Consider the following 18,355-nt stretch of genomic DNA (forward strand, 5'->3'; position numbering starts at 1 on the left):
CGCTTGGCCTGTAGGGTTGCCCGAGTGAAACGACTGGCGGCCATCATCCTCCTCGCGCTTACCGCGGCTGCCGGCACCCACAAGGTCAGCCGGGACACCGCGGCGCTCGAGTTCAACTATGAGTGGCCGGCCGAGGCCGCTGCGATCCCGAAGCTCGATCTCATCCTCTACAAGAAGGCGAAGGCCGCGCTTGCCGAAGCGCAGAAGTTCGCGGCGGAGGACGTCGCTTCAGCGCGGCAAGACAAGCGCGACTTCCAGCAACATTATTATGACGCGGGCTGGCAGGTCGCGGGGGCTAGCAAAACCTTGCTCTCGCTTCAGTATGGCGACGATACGTTCGAAGGCGGCGCACATCCCAATCACAATTACGGGGCGCTGCTGTGGGACAAGCTCAAGGCGCACGAGATCGCGGTGAGCTCGCTTTTCAGCGGCGACGCCTTCGATGCGCTGACGCGACGCGCCTATTGCGCGGCACTCGACAAAGAGCGGCTCGAGCGGCGCGAGGGAGAGAAGATCGGCGGCGAATTCGACGAGTGCCCAAAATATTCGGAGCTGGCGATCGCGCTATCGGACAAGGATCACGACGGGCGCTTCGACGCGATCGCCTTCGGCGCCTCACCTTACGTCGCGGGCCCTTATGTCGAAGGGCCTTACGACATCGAGCTTCCGGTTTCGCAGGCACTAATTGCGGCGCTCAGGCCCGAATACCGGGCATCGTTCAAGGTTCAGCGGCAGTAGTTCGGAACGGGCGCTGCCTGCCCCGCCCCGCGCCGGCGCCAGACCCCGTCGGGCAGCATGTACGTTTGACCAACCCCGACCCGAGCGAGCAGTTGGCACCCCGCGGTTACCCCCACATCTTGCGGCGTCGCGCCCTTCTGGGCGGCAAGATTGCTGTAGAGCGACCGGCGCTGGATATTGATCCTCGATACCTGGCTCTGGACGGCCGCCGCGACCGGTCCGGAAACCCCGAGGTAGCCGTCATACCGTTCGCCGACCGCGCCCGCAGCGCGCGCAGCGTCGACCGTCGGCGTTTGCCCGACAGCCGGAACCGCCACGGCTAGCGCGAGGCCTGCGAGCAACATGCGCATCACGGCCTCGTCGGCGCCGGCGGGAAGGCTTGCGGGTTCTGCTCGATCAGCCGCTGCACGTCCTGCTGGAGGCGAACGACGACCTCCTGCTTGATCGCCACGTTCAAGTTGATTTCGATTGGCTTGTCCGGCGCCTTGACCGTGACGCAGCTCGCAAGCGGCAAGGCAAGCCCAGCGCCCGCAATCTGTAGCATCGCTTTCGATAAGCTTCTCATGTTCACTTCTCGCTCGGTGGGGGTTTGGTTGAAACGTCGACGTCGTTGGCGGGCGTCAGTTGCTTCTGCTCCTCGTCTTTTCGCTGCTGGACGACGACGACGTCGAGGCTCGGAGAGTCGATCGGGAATGGCATCACCGGCGCGATTGCTTGGCGCGGGTCCTTGAACGCCTTGGCCATCTGGATGAGCGCGCGGAATGGCCCGCTGATGTTGAGGTTGAGCTTCAGCGGCACCTTGCGGAACGCGCCGCGGATGAGCTTGCCGGTAAGGCCCCCGCCCTCACCCAGCGCGACCTGGTCGATGGTGATCCGGGTCGCGAATTCGCCGGCGAGGTCGCCGTCAAGGCGCACGATCATCGACCGGTATTTGAGATCTCGGAGCAGCTCGAACACGGCGCCCGCCATCATCCCCGCCTTGGGCTTGGTACCGGCATATTTGAACTCGCCGCCCGGAGGCCGGGAGTCGAGCCGGCCACCGACGATCCGGCCGCCATTCTCATCGAAGATCATCGGCAGGACACCATCGAACTTGCCGGTGACTTCGAGACCTGCGAACCCGAGAGTATCGACGAATTGCTTCGCGTCGAACCCGACGACTTCGAAGGTCAGCCGCTTGGCGGTTGGACGAGCGAAATTCAGCACTGTTTCCCGAAGAATGAGGCGTCCGCCCATGAAGGGCCATTCGCCGCGCTCGATCTTGACCAGCTGGTGCGGTAGCAATTGGTAGGTGATGACCCCGTTCTCGACGAGAATGCCGGGGTTGATCGACTTGACGTTGAGCACCTGGCCCGGTGGAGTCTGAAGCCCGAGCAGGTCATTGAAATGCATCGTCCCGCTGACACCGGTCACCGGGCCGAATGGCGCGGCAAGGTCGAGGTTCGCTGTCGAAAAGTCGCCGGTGGACGTCACGTGCCCGGTTGCCGTCCAGTCGATCTGCCCGCGGCCGCTGATCGTACCGTTCACAAGCGCGATCACGCCCTCGGTCAGCCGGGTAATCTCGTCAGGTTGGAAATTCGGTCCGAAGTTCAAGCCCGGCACATTCAGGTCGGCATGCCCGGCGCCGGTCGATAGCCGGTGCTCGATCTCAACGTTGGTGACGAGGTTCCCGCTCGCAGGGTGACGGAGGCTGCCGGTAGCGCGAACAAAATCGCCGCCCAGCGTGAAGTGCACGTTGTTGCTCTTCAACGGATAGAAACGCGGGTTCGGGTCGCGGTCGGAGACGGTCAGCGCGCTGTCGACGCTGAAATTGCCGTTACGGAGCAGCCAGCTGCCGCTTGCGTCGCTAAGAAGGAGCGGCACCCGCCCGATGGTCGCCTTCGCTCCGCCAAACTGACCGCGAATGTCGCGACCGATCATCGTCCCCGTCAATCGCGACGCGTCGAAGATGATTGGCGCGTCCAGCTTGCCAAGCCTCATGCCGACGCCGTTCAGCGTGAATTGATTGCCGACAAACCGGCCGCCCTGGGTGGCGAGGCGCAGCGGAGATTTTCCGAGGCGTCCGTTCAATATTGTTGAACCGATGCGCGCGTTGGCGAGGACCGGTCCTCCTGCGCGCTTGACGATCATTGCCGGCCCGACCGGACAGACGGGTATCCGGGTAGCGCCGAGCTGAAGCGATCCCGTTTGCAGCCGGTTGAAGCTCACGACTGCGCAAGACGTGCCGAACGCGAAGCTTCCACCGCGCCCAACCTGGCCGGTGATGGGAAGGCGCAGCGCCTGCACCCTACCGTTCGGGAACGGCCCGTCGAGTTGCGCGACGGTGCTGATCGCGGTCGACCCACCTGGTCCCGGCCCGAAGCGGATCGGCGTCAGCGCCAAGCGAGTGCCGTTCACCGTGTAGGCGCCGATATTGGCGACGCCGCTCATCGGTGCGCCGGCGCGCGGCTGGCTGAGGGTGACCTGCGCGTTGGGGAGGCCACCGCCGGTCATCTGGATGTTGCCGTCGATGCGCAGCCCGCCCGACGGCCAATAATAAGTGACGCCACTCCCGCCGAACACACGGGCATGGGCACCATTCGGCCCCTTGATGTCGGCGCTGGTAATGCGCGCCGCTCCGCCGCCCGGGAAATTCACGACTCGGATCGTGCCGGACGAGTTGAAGTTGCGCGCGGTTCTGCTGATCGCGTTCCCGATTGCACTGGCGACCGGTCCGATCGGCGTCTTGGCGGCCGCAGCGAGCGGCTGGGTGACGCCCGCGATCATCGACGGGTCGAGAGTGGCGCTGTCCGCAGCGAAATCACCGGTCATTGCGAACGTGCCGGCGCGAACGCCGAGGGCGTAGCCGCCGCTGAGCCGGGTGCGGTCGGCATAGATCGTTCCCATGCGCGAACGCTGTGCCGACAGCCTCACCGCCCCCCGAACGTCGGTCAGCGGGCCCTTGTACGTCAGCTCACCGGCAAAGGCAGCGAGACCGTTGGCGCCGGCTGTCATCGTGCTGATCGCCATACGGCCGCTGCCGTCGATGGTCGTGAAGCTCTCGTTGAAGCTCGCCTTGGCATCGAACCTAGGCGTGACCACGGCGAGTCGGCTCGCCGGACAGGCGAAGCTGTCGAGCGTCACCGGGCCTTCGATTTGCGGGCGCCTCGCGACGACGGCGACTGCGACATTGGTGTGCAGGTTGACGGCCGCGCACCGGCCCGGAACGAGCCGGGGGCTGATGACAGCGGCACGGCCCTTGAAGCCGCCGCTCAGCATCCCACTGCCCTCAAGCGCAATGCCCACCGGGCCGAATGGCGTGGCGAGCGCAATCGTGCTGTCGCGAACGTCGAGCGCGAAATTGGGCAGCTGGAATGGCTTGTTGCTCGGCGGCGGCAGCAATTTGTCGATCTGTCCCCAGCTGACCTTGCCGTTGACCAGCCGCCCGCGGAGCCGCACGCCGCGCGCATAGACACGGTAGACTTCGAAGCCGCCGTTCCATTTGAGCCGCATCTGAATGATCGCATGCCGGGCCGTGACGTCCGGGTGCATGGGATCGCCGATGACGAGGTCGTGGACCTCCTGGGTTCGCAATCCCACCCGGTCGAGATGGTAGCTGGCGGTAACTCCCCGCCGCTCAAACTCCCCTTTCAGGAAGTGCGTGGCGATCGGGCGCCGCTCGATCCACACGACCGCGATGGTCGCGACGAGGAGGAGCAGAATCGCGAGCGCGGCAATGCTGGCGATCCGACCCCATCGCGGGCCTCGCCTGACAACCACCACGCGGTCTTCGTTCGGCCGCTCCGCCATCGGCTCCTACTAACCCCTCCCGGCCATGACCGTTCCAGATACGGCATGATCGCTTCCACGCAGCCTTTTTCTGTGGTTGATTGGATACGCTCGGACCAGTCGCAACAAAGAGGCGGCATGCACGGGCGCGTTTCCGAAACGGATGATAATGATTCAGCGGGTCATCGTGCCCGCCTGCGCAAGCGGTTGCTCAGCGCGGGGCCCGAAGGCTTTCACGACTACGAGCTGCTCGAATATCTGCTCGCTCTGACGATACCGCGCGTTGACACCAAGCCGCTCGCAAAGCGGCTGATCCAGGACTTTGGCGGAATCGGGCCGCTGCTGTCATCGAGTAGCGATACACTTCGCAATGAAGGTTTGACGGACCCGACAATCGCCGCGATCAAAATCGCGGAGGCGACGGCGCTCCGCCTGCTTGAAGTCCGGATCGAGCAACAGCCCATCCTGTCGAGCTGGGACGCGCTCGGCGACTATCTCCGCGCGGCGATGGCTCACAAACGTGTAGAGGAAGTGCGGGTCCTGTTCCTCAATGCGAAGAACATGCTGATCGCCAACGAGGCGCTGTGGCAGGGCAGCGTCGACGAAGCCTCAGTCCATGTCCGGGAGGTGATCGCCCGCGCAGTCTCGCTTGGTGCGACCGCGTTGATCATCGTCCACAACCACCCGAGCGGCGATCCTACGCCCAGCAGCCAAGACATCCGCCTCACCCGCGATCTGATTGAGGCCGGCCGGCACATGAAAGTCGCGGTGCATGATCACGTTATCGTGGGCGCCTCCGGTCGTGCCAGCATGCGGGCGCAGGGCCTGATTTGATGCCGTGCGGCTTCCCTGCTAGCCGCCTCGGCCATGGTTCCCCGCTACTCGCGCCCCGAAATGACGGCCATCTGGTCGGCCGAAAACCGCTATCACATCTGGTGGCAGATCGAAGTCTTCGCCGCTGAGGCGATGGGCAAGATCGGCATGATCCCCGCCGACGACGCCACGACGATCCGCAAGGCCTATGATTCCGACGCGCTAGGCAAGATCGACATCGACGCCATCGATAGGATCGAAGCCGTCACAAAGCATGACGTGATCGCCTTCCTTACCTGGGCGGGCGAGAAGCTGGGCCCCGAGAAGCGCTGGCTTCACCAGGGAATGACGAGCTCGGACGTCCTCGACACGGCGCTTGCGGTGCAACTGAAGCAAGCGGCCGACCTCCTCATCAAGGACCTCGACGCATTGCTTGAGGTGATCAAGCGCCGCGCGTTCGAACACAAGCTGACCCCGACCATCGGCCGCAGCCACGGCATCCACGCCGAGCCGACCACGTTCGGCCTTAAGCTGGCGCAGGCCTATGCAGAGTTTTCCCGCAACCGCGAGCGGCTGATCGCGGCCCGCGACGACATCGCCACCTGCGCCATCTCCGGCGCCGTCGGCACGTTTGCGCAAATCCCGCCAGACATCGAGCAGCACGTCGCCAAGGAGCTCGGCCTGGCCGCCGAACCTGTCTCGACCCAGGTCATTCCGCGCGACCGCCACGCGATGTTCTTCGCGACGCTCGGCGTGATCGCGTCGTCGATCGAGCGCCTGGCCACCGAGATCCGCCACTTGCAGCGCACCGAGGTCCTTGAGGCTGAGGAGTATTTCTCGCCAGGGCAGAAGGGTAGCTCGGCGATGCCGCACAAGCGCAACCCGGTACTGACGGAGAATCTGACCGGCCTTGCGCGCATGGTCCGCGGTTACGTGACGCCCGCGCTCGAAAATGTCGCGCTGTGGCATGAGCGCGACATTTCGCACTCATCCGTCGAGCGGTTCATCGGCCCCGACGCGACGATCACGCTCGACTTCGCCCTCGGCCGCCTCACCGGCGTGGTCGACAAGCTGCTCGTCTACCCGGAGCGGATGCAGAAGAATCTCGATCGCATGGGCGGGCTGGTTCATTCGCAGCGCGTCCTGCTCGCGCTTACCCAGGCCGGCCTTAGCCGCGAGGACAGCTATGCGCTCGTCCAGCGTAACGCGATGAAGGTGTGGGAGTCCGACGGCGAGTTGTCGCTGCTCGACCTCCTCAAAGCGGACAAAGAGGTCAGCCAGCGCCTCTCGCCTCACGAGCTCGATGCCCTGTTCGACCTCGATTATCACTTGAAGCACGTCGGCACGATTTTCGACCGGGTGTTCGGCCCGTCCGCTTAACCGTTTCAATCCGCGCCATTTTCAACGTGCGGAGCGCAATTTCTCCGCTATGGTGGTGACAGGGTTGGGCACCGGGGCCGGATGGACGACGTACAGGAACTCCGCACTGAATTGACCGCTGCGCCGCAGCAGCACGAGGGCGATCGCATTCAAGGCGGCGCTTACGTCCTTGAGCTGACCGCTGACTGGATCGTCACTCGAGCCTCCGAGAACATCCACCGCTTACTGGGCCAGTCACACGTCACGCTTATCGATGAGCCGCTTGGCGATTTCGTCCAGGCCCAGCCGTTGCACGACCTCCGCAACCTGTTCTCGAGACTGAGCGGCAGCACCGGCGTGGCGCGCGCCTATCGGGTCCGCCTGACCGACAATTCGGAATTATTCGACGTCGCTTTTCAGCATTGCGAAGAGCGGGTGATCATTGAGGCTGTGCCAAGTCCCGAAGGGCGCTTGGGCGAGGCGTTGAGCGCTATAGGCGGTCTTGCTGCGGGTTTGTCCCGGGAAAAGGGCCTGACGTTGCTCGACGCCGCGGCGCGGCGCATGCGCGCCTTGACGGCATTCGATCGCGTGACCCTGCTGGTTGGAAGCGACAAGGCCACTAGCAGCAGGACGGGCGTTCCGTTTCGCGCCGGGGCCAACGCGAGCCTCAGTGATGACCTGCCGGCGCTGGTGCCGGACACGCAGGCAGAATCGGTGTCCTTGTTCCCGCGTGAGGACCGGGATTCAGCGGCATCCGGCGCACTGCTTCGCGCTCCGACTGCCGATCAAATCGAGGAGCTCATCGATCGTGGGTTTGCAGCGACCATGCGGGTCCCAGTGCTCATGGACGGAGAGGCAGTTGGGGAATTCCGGCTGGCTCATACGAAGCCGCGCTCTCCGAACTTCGAGCTTCACGCCGCGGCCGAACTGTTCGCGCAGCTATTCGCGATGCGCCTCGAAATCGACCGGCTGAAAAGCGGCGGCTAGCAGCCGCCCAGCGCGTCCCGGATCCGTCCGAAGAAGCCCTTCGCCGCCGGACATTCGTCACCGGTCTCGGTCGAGCGGAACTCTTCCAGGATTTTCTTCTGCTCTTTGCTGAGCTTGGTCGGCGTCTCGACCAGGATTCGCGCAACAAGGTCGCCCCGGCCGCGCCCATTCAGCACGCTCATACCTGAGCCACGATGGCGGAGCTGCTCGCCGGACTGAACGCCGGCGGGAATCTTGATGTCCACCGCCTGGCCATCGAGCCCCGGCAAATTGATAGATCCCCCAAGTGCAGCAGTCGTGAACGTCACTGGGCACTCAGCGATCAGGGTCGTGCCTTCACGTGCGTAGATCGGATGCCGCTTCATATGAATGAAGAGGTAGAGGTCGCCGCTCGCAGCACCTCGGACGCCCGCTTCGCCCTCGCCCGCAACGCGAATGCGCGTACCCTCGTCGACGCCTGGCGGGACCTTAACCGCGAGCTTGCGCTGCGTGATGGCGCGGCCTTCGCCATGGCAGTTGCCGCACGGGTCGGAGATGACTTCGCCCGAGCCGCGGCAATTCGGGCACCCCCGCTCGACCACGAAAAAGCCCTGCTGGGCGCGGACTTTGCCCATGCCCCCGCAAGTCTGGCAGGTGTCGGCGCACTTGTCGGTGCGGGTGCAGCCGCGCCCATGGCAGACGTCGCAGGTTGCCAGCGCATCGATCGTCACCGTCTTTTCGGCGCCGGTGAATGCTTCTTCTAGTGTCAGCTCCAGATCGTAACGGAGGTCGGCACCGCGCGCCGCGTTCTGGCGCGCTCCCCGCGGGTCCATGAACTCGCCGAAAATGGTCGAGAAAATATCGGAAAAGCCATTGAAGCCGGCTTCGCCGAACGGATCGGCGCCGCCGCCGTTCTGGAACGCCGCCTTGCCGAAGCGGTCGTAGGCGGCCCGCTTCTGCGGATCTTTGAGGACGTCATAGGCTTCGCTGATAGCCTTGAAGCGCGCTTCCTGATCGCGGCAGCCGTTGTGCCGGTCAGGATGGCATTCCTTGGCCAGCCGCCGGTAGGCAGCCTTGATCGCGGCGTCATCCGCGCCGCGCTGAATGCCCAGCAGATCATAATAGTCCTGCTCGACCATCAGAGCTCCCCACTACGCCTTACAGGACGTGGCGCGGCCTCCGATTGGTGGCGACCGCGCCGCATCATCAGCCCTTGTTCTCGCCTTCGTCGACTTCGGAGAATTCCGCGTCGACCACTTCCTCGTCGCCAGCCGGCTGTTCGCCGGCCTCACCCGCAGCACCGGCTTCGGCGCCCGGCTCGGTCTGAGCCTGCTGAGCCTGCTGCTGCTCGTAGACGGCCTGGCCGAGCTTCATCGCCGACTGGGTCAGCGCCGCAGTCTTCTGCTGGATGTCGTCGGTGTCGCCACCTTCGACTGCAGTCTTGGCTTCGGCGAGCGCCTTCTCGATCTCTTCCTTCACGTCACCCGAAACCTTGTCGCCATGCTCGGCGAGCTGCTTCTCGGTCGTGTGAATGAGGCTTTCGGCGTTATTCTTCGCTTCGGCAGCCGCGCGACGCTTCTTGTCGTCTTCGGCGAACTGCTCGGCCTCCTGGACCATCTTTTCGATGTCGCTGTCGGCGAGACCGCCCGATGCCTGGATGCGGATCTGCTGTTCCTTGCCAGTGCCTTTATCCTTGGCGCTGACGTTGACGATACCGTTTGCGTCGATGTCGAACGTGACCTCGATCTGCGGCACGCCGCGCGGTGCAGGCGGGATTCCGACCAGGTCGAACTGGCCAAGCGCCTTGTTGTCCGCGGCCATCTCGCGTTCGCCCTGGAAAACGCGGATCGTCACCGCATTCTGGTTGTCCTCGGCGGTCGAGAAGACCTGGCTCTTCTTGGTAGGGATGGTCGTGTTGCGATCGATCATCCGGGTGAACACGCCGCCAAGCGTCTCGATACCCAGCGACAGCGGCGTGACGTCGAGCAGCAGGACGTCCTTGACGTCGCCCTGCAGAACGCCGGCCTGGATCGCAGCGCCCATCGCCACGACTTCGTCCGGGTTCACGCCGGTGTGCGGTTCGCGGCCGAAGAATTCCTTCACGCGCTCGCGCACCCGCGGCATGCGGGTTTGGCCACCGACCAGGACAACGTCGGCGATGTCCTTCGGATCAATGCCGGCGTCCTTGAGCGCCTTCTTGCACGGCTCCATGGTCCGCTCGATCAGGTCGTCGACCAGCTTCTCGAGGTCGGCGCGAGTCAGCGTTTCGACCAGGTGAAGCGGGGTGGTCGCGCCGCCTTCCATGCGGGCGGTAATGAACGGCTGGTTGATTTCGGTACTCGCAGCCGAAGACAGCTCGATCTTCGCCTTTTCCGCCGCCTCCTTGAGGCGCTGAAGCGCGAGGCGGTCGGTGCGAAGGTCGATGCCTTCCTTCTGCTTGAACTTGTCGGCGAGCCAATTGACAATCCGCGCGTCGAAGTCCTCGCCGCCGAGGAAGGTGTCGCCGTTGGTCGACTTTACCTCAAACACGCCGTCGCCGATTTCCAGCACGGAGACGTCGAAGGTGCCGCCGCCGAGGTCGTAAACGGCGATCGTCTTGCCGTCTTCCTTCTCGAGCCCATAGGCGAGAGCGGCCGCGGTCGGCTCATTGATGATGCGCAGCACTTCAAGGCCCGCGATCTGCCCGGCGTCCTTGGTCGCCTGGCGCTGCGCGTCGTTGAAGTAAGCAGGGACGGTGATCACCGCCTGGGTGACGGTCTCGCCGAGATAAGCCTCGGCGGTTTCCTTCATCTTCTGGAGGATGAAGGCCGAAATCTGCGACGGCGAATAATCCTTGCCGCCGGCGCCGACCCACGCGTCGCCGTTCGCGCCCTTGACGATCTTGTAGGGCACCAGCTCGGTGTCCTTCTTGGTGATCGGGTCATCGAAGCGGCGGCCGATGAGGCGCTTTACCGCGAAAATCGTATTGTCGGGGTTGGTGACCGCCTGGCGCTTTGCCGGCTGGCCGATCAGCCGCTCACCGTCCTTGGTGAAAGCGACCGTCGAAGGCGTCGTGCGCGCGCCTTCGCTATTTTCGATGACCTTGGGCTTGCCGCCTTCCATGACGGCAACGCAGCTGTTGGTCGTGCCCAAGTCGATCCCAATGACCTTGGCCATGCTTTTATCCTCTTCTTCAGCCCCTGTTCCGGCCCCCAAACTGGAGAGCCGCATTGTTGAATTTCAAGGGCGATATAGGTGCGATGAAATGAGCGACAAGGAGCGCGGTAAGACTGAGTTAACCGCCACTTAGAGCATCGCCATCCCGCCATTGACGTGAAGTGTCTGGCCGGTGACGTATCCGGCCTCTTTCGAGGCGAGGTAAACGCAGGCCGCACCGATGTCCTCGCCGCTTCCCATCTGGCCGAGCGGGATGCGGGACAAAATGCCCTCGCGCTGCGCGTCGTTGAGAGCATCGGTCATCGCGGAGGTCATGAACCCGGGCGCGATCGCATTGACCGTGATCCCACGGCTCGCGAGCTCCTGCGCGACCGACTTGGTCATGCCGATCAGGCCGGCTTTGGAGGCGACGTAATTCGCCTGGCCAGGATTCCCGGTGACGCCGACCACCGAGGTGATCGAGATGATGCGCCCGAAGCGGGCCTTCATCATCGGCCTCGCCGCCGCGCGCATGAGTCTGAACGCAGCCTCAAGGTTGATCCGGATAACCTCCTCGAATTCCTCGTCTTTCATTCGCATCAGGAGGTTGTCGCGGGTGACACCCGCGTTGTTGATCAGGATATCGAGCTTACCGCCGAGTGCCTCCACCGCAGAAGGGACCAGCTCGTCGACCGCGACGCCGTCGGACAGGTTGCAGCCGATCGCGACATGGTCGCCGCCCAGCTCCTCGCGGAACCGCTCGAGCTTCTCGACATTGCTGCCGGACACCGCGAGCCGCGCCCCCTGCCCGGCCAGCGACTTGGCGATCGCGCTTCCAAGCCCACCCGAGGCCCCGGTCACGAGCGCGGTCATCCCGCTCAGGTCGAACATCATGCAATCTCCTTCGCGGTGGCCTCGATGTCTTCCATCGTGACCACGCTTGTAACCTTGGCGTCCGGGGCGATCCGCTTAACCATCGAACCGAGCACCTTCCCGCCGATCTCGACGAACTCTTCAGCCCCAGCCGACGCCATGTTGGCGACGCTCTCGCGCCAGCGGACCATCCCCGTGACCTGCTCGACCAGTTGGTTGCGGATCGTGTCTGGGTCGGTCTCAGGCTCGGCCGTGACGTTCGCGTAGAGCGATACTTCCGGCGCCTCTACCACTACGTAGCTCAGCGCATCGCGCATCGCCTCGGCCGCCGGCTGCATCAGCGGACAGTGAAATGGCGCGGAAACCGGGAGCGCCACGGCGCGCTTGGCGCCCATTTCCTTGGCGATCTCAATCGCGCGGTCGATCGCGCCTTTGTGCCCCGAAATGACCACCTGGCTCGGGTCGTTGTCGTTGGCGACGGTGCAGACCTCGCCCCGCGCAGCGGCCTCGGCGATCTTTTGCGCGAGCGCCAGGTCCGCGCCGAGCAGGGCAGCCATCGCGCCCTGCCCCACCGGCACCGCTTGCTGCATCGCCTGACCGCGCAGCTTGAGGAGCTTGGCGGTCGTCGCCAGGTCGAAGGACCCGGCCGCGCACAAAGCCGAATATTCGCCCAGACTATGGCCGGCGACGAAACTCGCGGCTTTCGTGAGGTCGACGCCGCCGTCCTTGGTCAGCGCCCGATAAACCGCGAGCGAATGGGCCATGATTGCTGGCTGTGCATTTTCGGTGAGCTTGAGTTCGTCCTCAGGACCGTCGCGCATCAACCGAAACAGATTCTGGCCCAGCGCTTCATCGACTTCATGAAATGTGTCGGCCGCGGTTCGGCTCGCTTCGGCGAGTGCGGCACCCATGCCAACCGCCTGACTGCCCTGCCCCGGAAAAATGAATGCGCGCATCGTCGCCCCTGCTATGAACCGCCGCGGCGACTAGGCCGACGAGCCACAATTGCCAAGGTTGGGGAGGGAAGATGACCAAAGATCGCGGCGCGAAGTTGCTTGGCCCGTGGATGAGCACGGCGATGGTCATGGGCTACATGATCGGCTCGGCGATCTTCCTTCTGCCGGCGACTCTCGCTCCATACGGGGTCAACGCGCTCATCGCCTGGGGAGTGACGGTCGGCGGCACGATGTGCCTTGCGCTGGCTCTCTCGCGTCTTGCCGCTCGCAATCCCGGCGGTCCACAGTCCTACGTGCAGCAAGCGTTCGGCCGGACCCCGGCCTATTTCATCATGTGGATGTATTGGGTCTCGGTGTTCACCAGCACCGCGGGCATCGCCGTTGCGTTCGGCGGCGCCGCCACCGCTACCCTGGGAAGCCTCGCCGGCCCCGCATGGGTCGTACCGCTCGCGGTCTGTGCGATTTTCGTTGTTGCCGCGATCAACTTGCGCGGGGTTCACTCTGCCGGCGAGTTCCAGGTTTTGACCACCTTGATCAAATTGCTTCCGTTGATCGGCGTGATCCTCGTCCTCGCCATTCACGTCGGAAGGGGAAGCCCGACCGAAGCCCTGTCTCCCCTCCCGGTCAGCGCTGCCTCGGTCGCTTCCGCGAGCGCGCTCATCCTCTTCTCGCTCGTCGGTTTCGAGGCCGCCGTGGTTGCCGCGCGCAAGACCCGCGATCCCGAGCGAATCGTGCCCTTGGCAACCTTGGCGGGAACCGGCGCGACCGGCCTTCTCTATTTCTTCAGCTGCACCGCCGCGATGCTGCTTCTGCCTTATGCATCGGCAGCCGCTTCGACGTCGCCCTTCGCGGACGCGATCTCACCCACCGTTGGCGCGGGTGTCGGCCGGATCGTCGCCGCGCTGACCGCCGTCAGCGCGATCGGTGCGCTCAACGCGAGCGTGCTGATCCAGGGCGAAGTCGGCCAGCAGCTTGCCCAGGCCGGTGGCCTTCCCCGCATCATGGCGCGCGGCAACGCACGGCTGGCGCCGACCGTGTCACTGATCGTCACAAGCGTGATCAGCGCGTTGTTCGTCAGCTTCAACGCGAGCAAAAGCTTCGTCGGGCTTTACGTCTTCATCACCCTGATCTCGACCGTAGCGTCGCTCGTCTTTTACGCCTGCGGCGCGGTGGCGGCGCTGAAGCTCAAGCTTGGCGGTATCACCCAACTGCTGATCGTGGTCGGCCTGCTCTACGCGATCTGGACTTTTTACGGTGCCGGGCTTGAAGCGACGGCATGGGCCTTCGCGCTTCTCGCCGTCGGTGTACCCGTCCTGCTTATCTCGCGTTGGCTAAACGGCTCCAACCGGGCGGAGGAGGTGAATCCAGCCGCGCCTCAGGAATAAGCTTCCGCAGCTTCTGGCTGAAGCTGCGTAGGCAGACTTCGCTCGTTCCGAGCGGACCGGCCTTATAGGCCGGTGACTGCATGCCGAGCTGCACGCGCGTGATCAGCTCGGTGTCCTCGGCGTTGACCTGGCGATTGATGCGCCAGTTGAGGTGGCGCGCGATCTTCATCTCGCGGCGATCGTCGGGAAGCGCATAGCTGATCTCCCGGATCACCGTCTCAGTCGCGCTCACCGGCAGGAACTGCATGAAGTCGACCTGGTCGGGGTAGATGTCGAAAGCAACGTTGGGGAACAGCTTGTAGTAGAGCCACTTGCGTTGGTGCGTCTCGGGCAGGTGCTCAACCCGCGGCAGATGCTTCTGATAGGCGCGCTCGGCCGGATGCGCCGAAGGCTTCTCGACCAGGTCGCCTTCCATGCGATCGACGTGCGCGTTGGCTTCGATGCGGTAGTTCCTGCCGAACAAGCGGGTGAGGCCCGGGTGACCGACCGGGATGTGCAGGCCGTCCGAATAATTATCGGCGATCGTCTTCCAGTTGAGCGGACGCGGACGAAGCGTGACCCGGCCAATCGCGCGCAAATCTTCGAAGCGATAGGGCGCCACCTCATCCTCGTAAGGCGCCATCATCTCCGCCACGGACGGAGCGCCTGGCTCGAGTGTCACAAAAAGGAAGCCGCGCCAATTTTCGAGTGGCAGTGGAAAAAGCCCGAGATTATCGGTTTGTAGTCCAGGATATTCGCTCCGATGCGGCACGCCGACCAGCTTGCCGTCGCGGCCATAGCTCCACGCGTGATACGGACAGGTGAGGACCTTGGCGCAGCCCCCGGTTCCATCGACCAGTCGCGAACCGCGATGGCGGCACACGTTCGAAAACGCGCGCACCTCGCGGTCATCACCACGGATGACGATCACACTCTCCCCGAGATACTCCATGCTGCGCCATTCGCCCGGCTCGGGAATCTCGCTTTCATGACAAACGACCTGCGGCGCTGCGCGAAGGAATGCGCGCTTCTCGGCCTCGAGGAATTCCGGATCGTAATAGAGCCAGCCCGGCAGGCTCATATCATCGAGTGGATCTGCCGTCGGTTGCACGGATTTGAGCTGTGTCGCCATGCGCCGCTTGTAACTGGCGATGTGCCTCTTGTCGAAGAACCTCCTTCGGAAAAGACTTGCGAAACGGCCGCGGCTGGCGCTGTCTCCTGTTTCCGTCGGCCAATGGGGGGTGAGCCGGATGCTGAACAATAGCCGTCGTGAATTTCTCATAGGAACGGGGGCCAGTGTGCTCGCCGGCCTCCTCGGCGCACCGGCCAACGCTGTGAGGCGTGGTTCGGTCGACTGGGCGACCGTGATCTACCGTAACGCAAGGGTCTGGACGGGCATTCGATCGATGCCGTGGAGTGATGCAATTGCCCTTAGCGGCAATCGCATTGGCGCGCTCGGTGAGCGCGCATCCACCTCTATTGCGACGCGCAGGACCCGGACGATCGATCTTGGCGGCGCGCTGATTGTGCCGGGAATGATGGACAACCACACCCATTTCATCGCCGGCTCTAAGTCCCTCACACAGATCGACCTGCTCAGCACCAAGACCCGGCAGCAATTCATCGACACGATCGCGAAGGGCGCGGCAGCGCTGCCGGCGGGACGTTGGCTGGAGGGCTGGGGCTGGGACGAGCAGCGTTGGGGCGGCGAGCTTCCCAATCATGCGTGGATTGACGCGGTCACGCCGGACACGCCGGTTTCGATCGGCCGCACCGACGGCCACAACCTGTTTTTGAATGGGCTGGCGCTGAAGCTAGCCGGGATCGACCGCAACACGCCCGATCCCGCGGGCGGCGAGATTGCGCGCGATGAGGCGGGCAACCCGACCGGCGTTCTGCGCGACAACGCAATGGATCTCGTGACCAAGGTCATTCCCGCCTGGTCTGACGCCGACATTGACGCCGCGGTCCAACTCGGGATCAAGAACGCCCTCTCTCGCGGGACGACCCAATGCCACGGCGCGGACATGGACTGGGTTACGTTCGATGCGTTGCGCAGGGCACGGGCCAGAGGCGAGACGAACGTTCGCTTCTATCCATCCGTTTGGGCCAAGGACTGGGAAAAGCTCGCGCGGATCATTCGGCGCGAAGGGCGCGGCGATGAGTGGGTGCGGTGGGGGATCGTCAAGGCGATGGCCGATGGCGCTCTCGGCAGCCGGACGGCCTACATGGACAAGCCCTTTGCCAATGATCCCAAGAATTCGGGACTGCTAATCCAGCCGATCGCCGAAATGCACGGCTGGTGCGAGCGCGCGGACCGCGCTGGCCTCCAACTCGAGGTTCATGCGATCGGCACCAAGGCGGTCGACATGACGCTCGACATGTTCGCGGCGATTTCGGCGAAAAACGGCGCGCGCGACCGACGCTCCCGGATCGAGCACGCGCAGCATATCAACGAGGGGTCGATCCCGCGGTTCGGCAAGCAAGGCGTGATCGCCTCGATGCAGCCCTACCATGCGATCGATGACGGACGCTGGGCCGCGGGCCCGCTCGGCCCCGACCGCATCAATGGCAGCTGGGCGTTCCGTTCCCTCCTCGATTCAGGCGCGATCGTGACCTTTGGATCGGACTGGGCCGTTGCCCCGGTTGATCCGCTGGGCGGGATAGAGGCTGCCGTGCGCCGTGTGACCACCGACGGAAAGGGCGTGTTCGGGCCCGGGCAGCGGATCACCGTCGCCGAGGCGCTCCACGCCTACACCGCGGCCAATGCCTTTGCCGGGTTCCAGGAAGGTAAGCTCGGAACCCTCGCTCCAGGTAAACTCGCGGACCTTGTGGTCTTGGACAGCGACATCTTTGCGATTGCGCCCGAGCGGATCAGCAAGACCCAGGTTTTGCGAACGGTGGTCGATGGCAAGGAGCGGTACACGAACAGCGCCGCTTAAGGGTTCAACCCTTGCCATTTCAGTGACTTTGCGGCATTGGCCGCCGCGATGGGGCGCAGTCTTCGGCTGTGCCCCAGTGTTTTTGAACGACAGCCGGAGGGGCGTCGCACTGGGCGGCGTCAGCGATCGGCCAAAAGAGAGACGAAGAAACATGCCGCTCTACGAGCATGTTTTCCTCGCGCGTCAGGACCTGGCTCAGGCCCAGGTCGATGCGCTCGCGGAAAACGCCACCAAGATCATCACAGATAATGGCGGTAAGGTTGTGAAGACGGAGACCTGGGGTCTTCGCTCGATCGCCTACCGCATCGCGAAGAATCGTAAGGCGCATTATGTCGCCCTCGACGTCGACGCGCCGCCGGCTGCAATCGCCGAGCTCGAGCGCCAGTCGAACATCAATGAAGACGTGATCCGCTTCCTCACGATCAAGGTCGACGAGCATGAAGCCGGCCCGTCGGCGATGATGCGCCGCGGTGAGAAGGAGCGCGAGCGTCGCTCCGACCGCGGTGACCGCGATGACCGCCCGAGCTTCCGTGCTCGTGAAGAGGAGGTTGAATAATGGCCCGGGCTTTCTTCCGCCGCCGCAAGTCCTGCCCCTTTTCCGGCAAGGATGCGCCCAAGATCGATTACAAGGATATGCGCCTGCTCCAGGGTTTCATCTCGGAGCGCGGCAAGATCGTGCCGTCGCGCATTACCGCCGTCTCCTCCAAGAAGCAGCGTGAGCTGGCGCGAGCGATCAAGCGCGCCCGGCACATCGGCCTGCTTCCCTACGTCGTGAAGTAAGGAGAGCTTGAGATGGAAGTGATCCTGCTTGAACGCGTCGAGAAGCTCGGCGCCATCGGCGATGTGGTGAAGGTCAAGGACGGCTTTGCCCGCAACTACCTGCTGCCGCGCAAGAAGGCGCTGCGCGCCAACGACGCCAACCGTAAGGTCTTCGAAGCCAATCGCGCGAAGATTGAGGAAGATAACGCCAATCGCCGGAGCGATGCGGAAAAGTCCTCGAAGGATGTCGACGGCAAGACGGTTCAGTTGATCCGTCAGGCCTCGAATACAGGCCAGCTGTACGGCTCGGTTTCTGCTCGCGACATCGTCGAAGCCCTGGAAGGAACTGGCGCTCACGTCACCAAGAGCCAGATCGTTCTCGATCGCCCGATTAAGGCGATCGGCGTGCACGAAGTGAAGGTTGCCCTCCATCCGGAGGTTTCCGTCACGGTAAAGGTCAACGTCGCTCGTTCGCCGGAGGAAGCCGACCTGCAAGCGCAGGGCGTCGACGTCCTCCAGCAGATGTTCGAGGAAGATGCCGCACCGGCGGCAGCCGAGGCGCTGGCGTCGGCCGATGAGGCCCCTGAAGCTGAGGTCCCGACCGAGGAAGCCGCTCGCGCCGAAGAAGCCGCCGCCGAGGAAGCGCCTGAGGCCGAGGACCAAAGCGAGAACGCCTAGCTCG

17 protein-coding genes are annotated in these 18,355 nt (G+C 64.1%); 9 read left to right on the forward strand and 8 right to left on the reverse strand.

Annotation, left to right across the window (positions count from 1 at the left end; translation table 11 throughout):
- Positions 1-24 precede the first annotated feature (24 nt).
- On the forward strand, positions 25-738 hold the full coding sequence (locus AC4K8G_RS04125; RefSeq protein ID WP_491732905.1) for a PdaC/SigV domain-containing protein: 714 nt from the start codon (positions 25-27) through the stop codon (positions 736-738).
- On the opposite strand, the gene AC4K8G_RS04130 is transcribed toward AC4K8G_RS04125, so the two are convergent.
- From AC4K8G_RS04130 to AC4K8G_RS04140, 3 genes are read right to left on the reverse strand one after another with little or no spacing between them, the layout of a single operon-like run.
- Positions 726-1,088, reverse strand: a complete 363-nt coding sequence (locus AC4K8G_RS04130; protein WP_491732906.1) for a YdbL family probable chaperone protein — start codon at positions 1,086-1,088, stop codon at positions 726-728. The two genes, AC4K8G_RS04125 and AC4K8G_RS04130, sit on opposite strands and share 13 nt — an antisense overlap.
- A complete protein-coding gene (locus AC4K8G_RS04135; protein WP_491732907.1) occupies positions 1,088-1,303 on the reverse strand; it encodes a YnbE family lipoprotein in 216 nt (71 codons plus the stop codon). Before AC4K8G_RS04135 ends, AC4K8G_RS04130 begins: the two co-directional genes overlap by 1 nt.
- Positions 1,304-1,305: 2 nt before the next feature.
- On the reverse strand, positions 1,306-4,527 hold the full coding sequence (locus AC4K8G_RS04140) for an intermembrane phospholipid transport protein YdbH family protein (protein ID WP_491732908.1): 3,222 nt from the start codon (positions 4,525-4,527) through the stop codon (positions 1,306-1,308).
- Between the two features lie 117 nt (positions 4,528-4,644).
- Between AC4K8G_RS04140 and radC the strand changes: the two genes are divergently transcribed.
- From radC to AC4K8G_RS04155, 3 genes are all read left to right on the forward strand, one after another.
- Positions 4,645-5,340 carry a RadC family protein gene (gene radC / locus AC4K8G_RS04145; protein WP_491732909.1) on the forward strand — a complete coding sequence of 232 codons (696 nt, stop codon included), beginning with the start codon at positions 4,645-4,647 and terminating at the stop codon, positions 5,338-5,340.
- A gap of 33 nt (positions 5,341-5,373) precedes the next feature.
- Complete coding sequence (gene purB / locus AC4K8G_RS04150) at positions 5,374-6,699, forward strand: adenylosuccinate lyase (protein ID WP_491732910.1); 1,326 nt, start codon at positions 5,374-5,376, stop codon at positions 6,697-6,699.
- An 81-nt stretch (positions 6,700-6,780) separates the two neighbouring features.
- Positions 6,781-7,665 (forward strand): hypothetical protein, encoded by an 885-nt coding sequence (locus AC4K8G_RS04155; protein ID WP_491732911.1) that lies wholly within the window; start codon positions 6,781-6,783, stop codon positions 7,663-7,665.
- Here AC4K8G_RS04155 and dnaJ read toward each other — a convergent pair.
- From dnaJ to fabD, 4 genes are all read right to left on the reverse strand, one after another.
- A complete protein-coding gene (gene dnaJ, locus AC4K8G_RS04160) occupies positions 7,662-8,783 on the reverse strand; it encodes a molecular chaperone DnaJ (protein ID WP_491732912.1) in 1,122 nt (373 codons plus the stop codon). The two genes, AC4K8G_RS04155 and dnaJ, sit on opposite strands and share 4 nt — an antisense overlap.
- 67 nt (positions 8,784-8,850) lie before the next feature.
- On the reverse strand, positions 8,851-10,800 hold the full coding sequence (gene dnaK, locus AC4K8G_RS04165) for a molecular chaperone DnaK (RefSeq protein WP_491732913.1): 1,950 nt from the start codon (positions 10,798-10,800) through the stop codon (positions 8,851-8,853).
- Between the two features lie 129 nt (positions 10,801-10,929).
- Positions 10,930-11,670, reverse strand: coding sequence for a 3-oxoacyl-[acyl-carrier-protein] reductase (fabG, locus tag AC4K8G_RS04170; RefSeq protein WP_491734407.1), 741 nt, complete (start codon positions 11,668-11,670; stop codon positions 10,930-10,932).
- Entirely contained in the window at positions 11,670-12,608 is a 939-nt protein-coding gene (fabD, locus tag AC4K8G_RS04175) for an ACP S-malonyltransferase (RefSeq protein WP_491732914.1), read from the reverse strand. Before fabD ends, fabG begins: the two co-directional genes overlap by 1 nt.
- Positions 12,609-12,679: 71 nt before the next feature.
- Between fabD and AC4K8G_RS04180 the strand changes: the two genes are divergently transcribed.
- Positions 12,680-13,993, forward strand: a complete 1,314-nt coding sequence (locus AC4K8G_RS04180) for an APC family permease (RefSeq protein WP_491732915.1) — start codon at positions 12,680-12,682, stop codon at positions 13,991-13,993.
- On the opposite strand, the gene AC4K8G_RS04185 is transcribed toward AC4K8G_RS04180, so the two are convergent.
- Complete coding sequence (locus AC4K8G_RS04185; RefSeq protein WP_491732916.1) at positions 13,926-15,104, reverse strand: aromatic ring-hydroxylating oxygenase subunit alpha; 1,179 nt, start codon at positions 15,102-15,104, stop codon at positions 13,926-13,928. The genes AC4K8G_RS04180 and AC4K8G_RS04185 overlap by 68 nt on opposite strands.
- 166 nt (positions 15,105-15,270) lie before the next feature.
- Between AC4K8G_RS04185 and AC4K8G_RS04190 the strand changes: the two genes are divergently transcribed.
- The 4 genes from AC4K8G_RS04190 (at position 15,271) to rplI (ending at position 18,351) form a co-directional block, all read left to right on the forward strand.
- Positions 15,271-16,914: an amidohydrolase gene (locus AC4K8G_RS04190; protein ID WP_491732917.1), complete on the forward strand. Its 1,644-nt coding sequence runs from the start codon at positions 15,271-15,273 to the stop codon at positions 16,912-16,914.
- 151 nt (positions 16,915-17,065) lie between these two features.
- On the forward strand, positions 17,066-17,470 hold the full coding sequence (rpsF, locus tag AC4K8G_RS04195; RefSeq protein WP_491732918.1) for a 30S ribosomal protein S6: 405 nt from the start codon (positions 17,066-17,068) through the stop codon (positions 17,468-17,470).
- Positions 17,470-17,694: a 30S ribosomal protein S18 gene (rpsR, locus tag AC4K8G_RS04200; RefSeq protein ID WP_491732919.1), complete on the forward strand. Its 225-nt coding sequence runs from the start codon at positions 17,470-17,472 to the stop codon at positions 17,692-17,694. Before rpsF ends, rpsR begins: the two co-directional genes overlap by 1 nt.
- 12 nt (positions 17,695-17,706) lie before the next feature.
- Positions 17,707-18,351: a 50S ribosomal protein L9 gene (rplI, locus tag AC4K8G_RS04205; protein ID WP_491732920.1), complete on the forward strand. Its 645-nt coding sequence runs from the start codon at positions 17,707-17,709 to the stop codon at positions 18,349-18,351.
- Positions 18,352-18,355: the final 4 nt, after the last annotated feature.

Source organism: Sphingomonas sp. SP3, from assembly GCF_058514305.1.

What these genes read in the sequence shown, in the direction of transcription:
- AC4K8G_RS04130 (WP_491732906.1), bottom strand. Translation starts at nt 1,088, where the DNA reads ATGCGCATGTTGCTCGCAGGCCTCGCGCTAGCCGTGGCGGTTCCGGCT.
- AC4K8G_RS04135 (WP_491732907.1), bottom strand. Translation starts at nt 1,303, where the DNA reads ATGAGAAGCTTATCGAAAGCGATGCTACAGATTGCGGGCGCTGGGCTT.
- AC4K8G_RS04140 (WP_491732908.1), bottom strand. Translation starts at nt 4,527, where the DNA reads ATGGCGGAGCGGCCGAACGAAGACCGCGTGGTGGTTGTCAGGCGAGGC.
- radC (WP_491732909.1), top strand. Translation starts at nt 4,645, where the DNA reads ATGCACGGGCGCGTTTCCGAAACGGATGATAATGATTCAGCGGGTCAT.
- purB (WP_491732910.1), top strand. Translation starts at nt 5,374, where the DNA reads ATGGTTCCCCGCTACTCGCGCCCCGAAATGACGGCCATCTGGTCGGCC.
- AC4K8G_RS04155 (WP_491732911.1), top strand. Translation starts at nt 6,781, where the DNA reads ATGGACGACGTACAGGAACTCCGCACTGAATTGACCGCTGCGCCGCAG.
- dnaJ (WP_491732912.1), bottom strand. Translation starts at nt 8,783, where the DNA reads ATGGTCGAGCAGGACTATTATGATCTGCTGGGCATTCAGCGCGGCGCG.
- dnaK (WP_491732913.1), bottom strand. Translation starts at nt 10,800, where the DNA reads ATGGCCAAGGTCATTGGGATCGACTTGGGCACGACCAACAGCTGCGTT.
- fabG (WP_491734407.1), bottom strand. Translation starts at nt 11,670, where the DNA reads ATGTTCGACCTGAGCGGGATGACCGCGCTCGTGACCGGGGCCTCGGGT.
- fabD (WP_491732914.1), bottom strand. Translation starts at nt 12,608, where the DNA reads ATGCGCGCATTCATTTTTCCGGGGCAGGGCAGTCAGGCGGTTGGCATG.
- AC4K8G_RS04180 (WP_491732915.1), top strand. Translation starts at nt 12,680, where the DNA reads ATGACCAAAGATCGCGGCGCGAAGTTGCTTGGCCCGTGGATGAGCACG.
- AC4K8G_RS04185 (WP_491732916.1), bottom strand. Translation starts at nt 15,104, where the DNA reads ATGGCGACACAGCTCAAATCCGTGCAACCGACGGCAGATCCACTCGAT.
- rpsF (WP_491732918.1), top strand. Translation starts at nt 17,066, where the DNA reads ATGCCGCTCTACGAGCATGTTTTCCTCGCGCGTCAGGACCTGGCTCAG.
- rpsR (WP_491732919.1), top strand. Translation starts at nt 17,470, where the DNA reads ATGGCCCGGGCTTTCTTCCGCCGCCGCAAGTCCTGCCCCTTTTCCGGC.
- rplI (WP_491732920.1), top strand. Translation starts at nt 17,707, where the DNA reads ATGGAAGTGATCCTGCTTGAACGCGTCGAGAAGCTCGGCGCCATCGGC.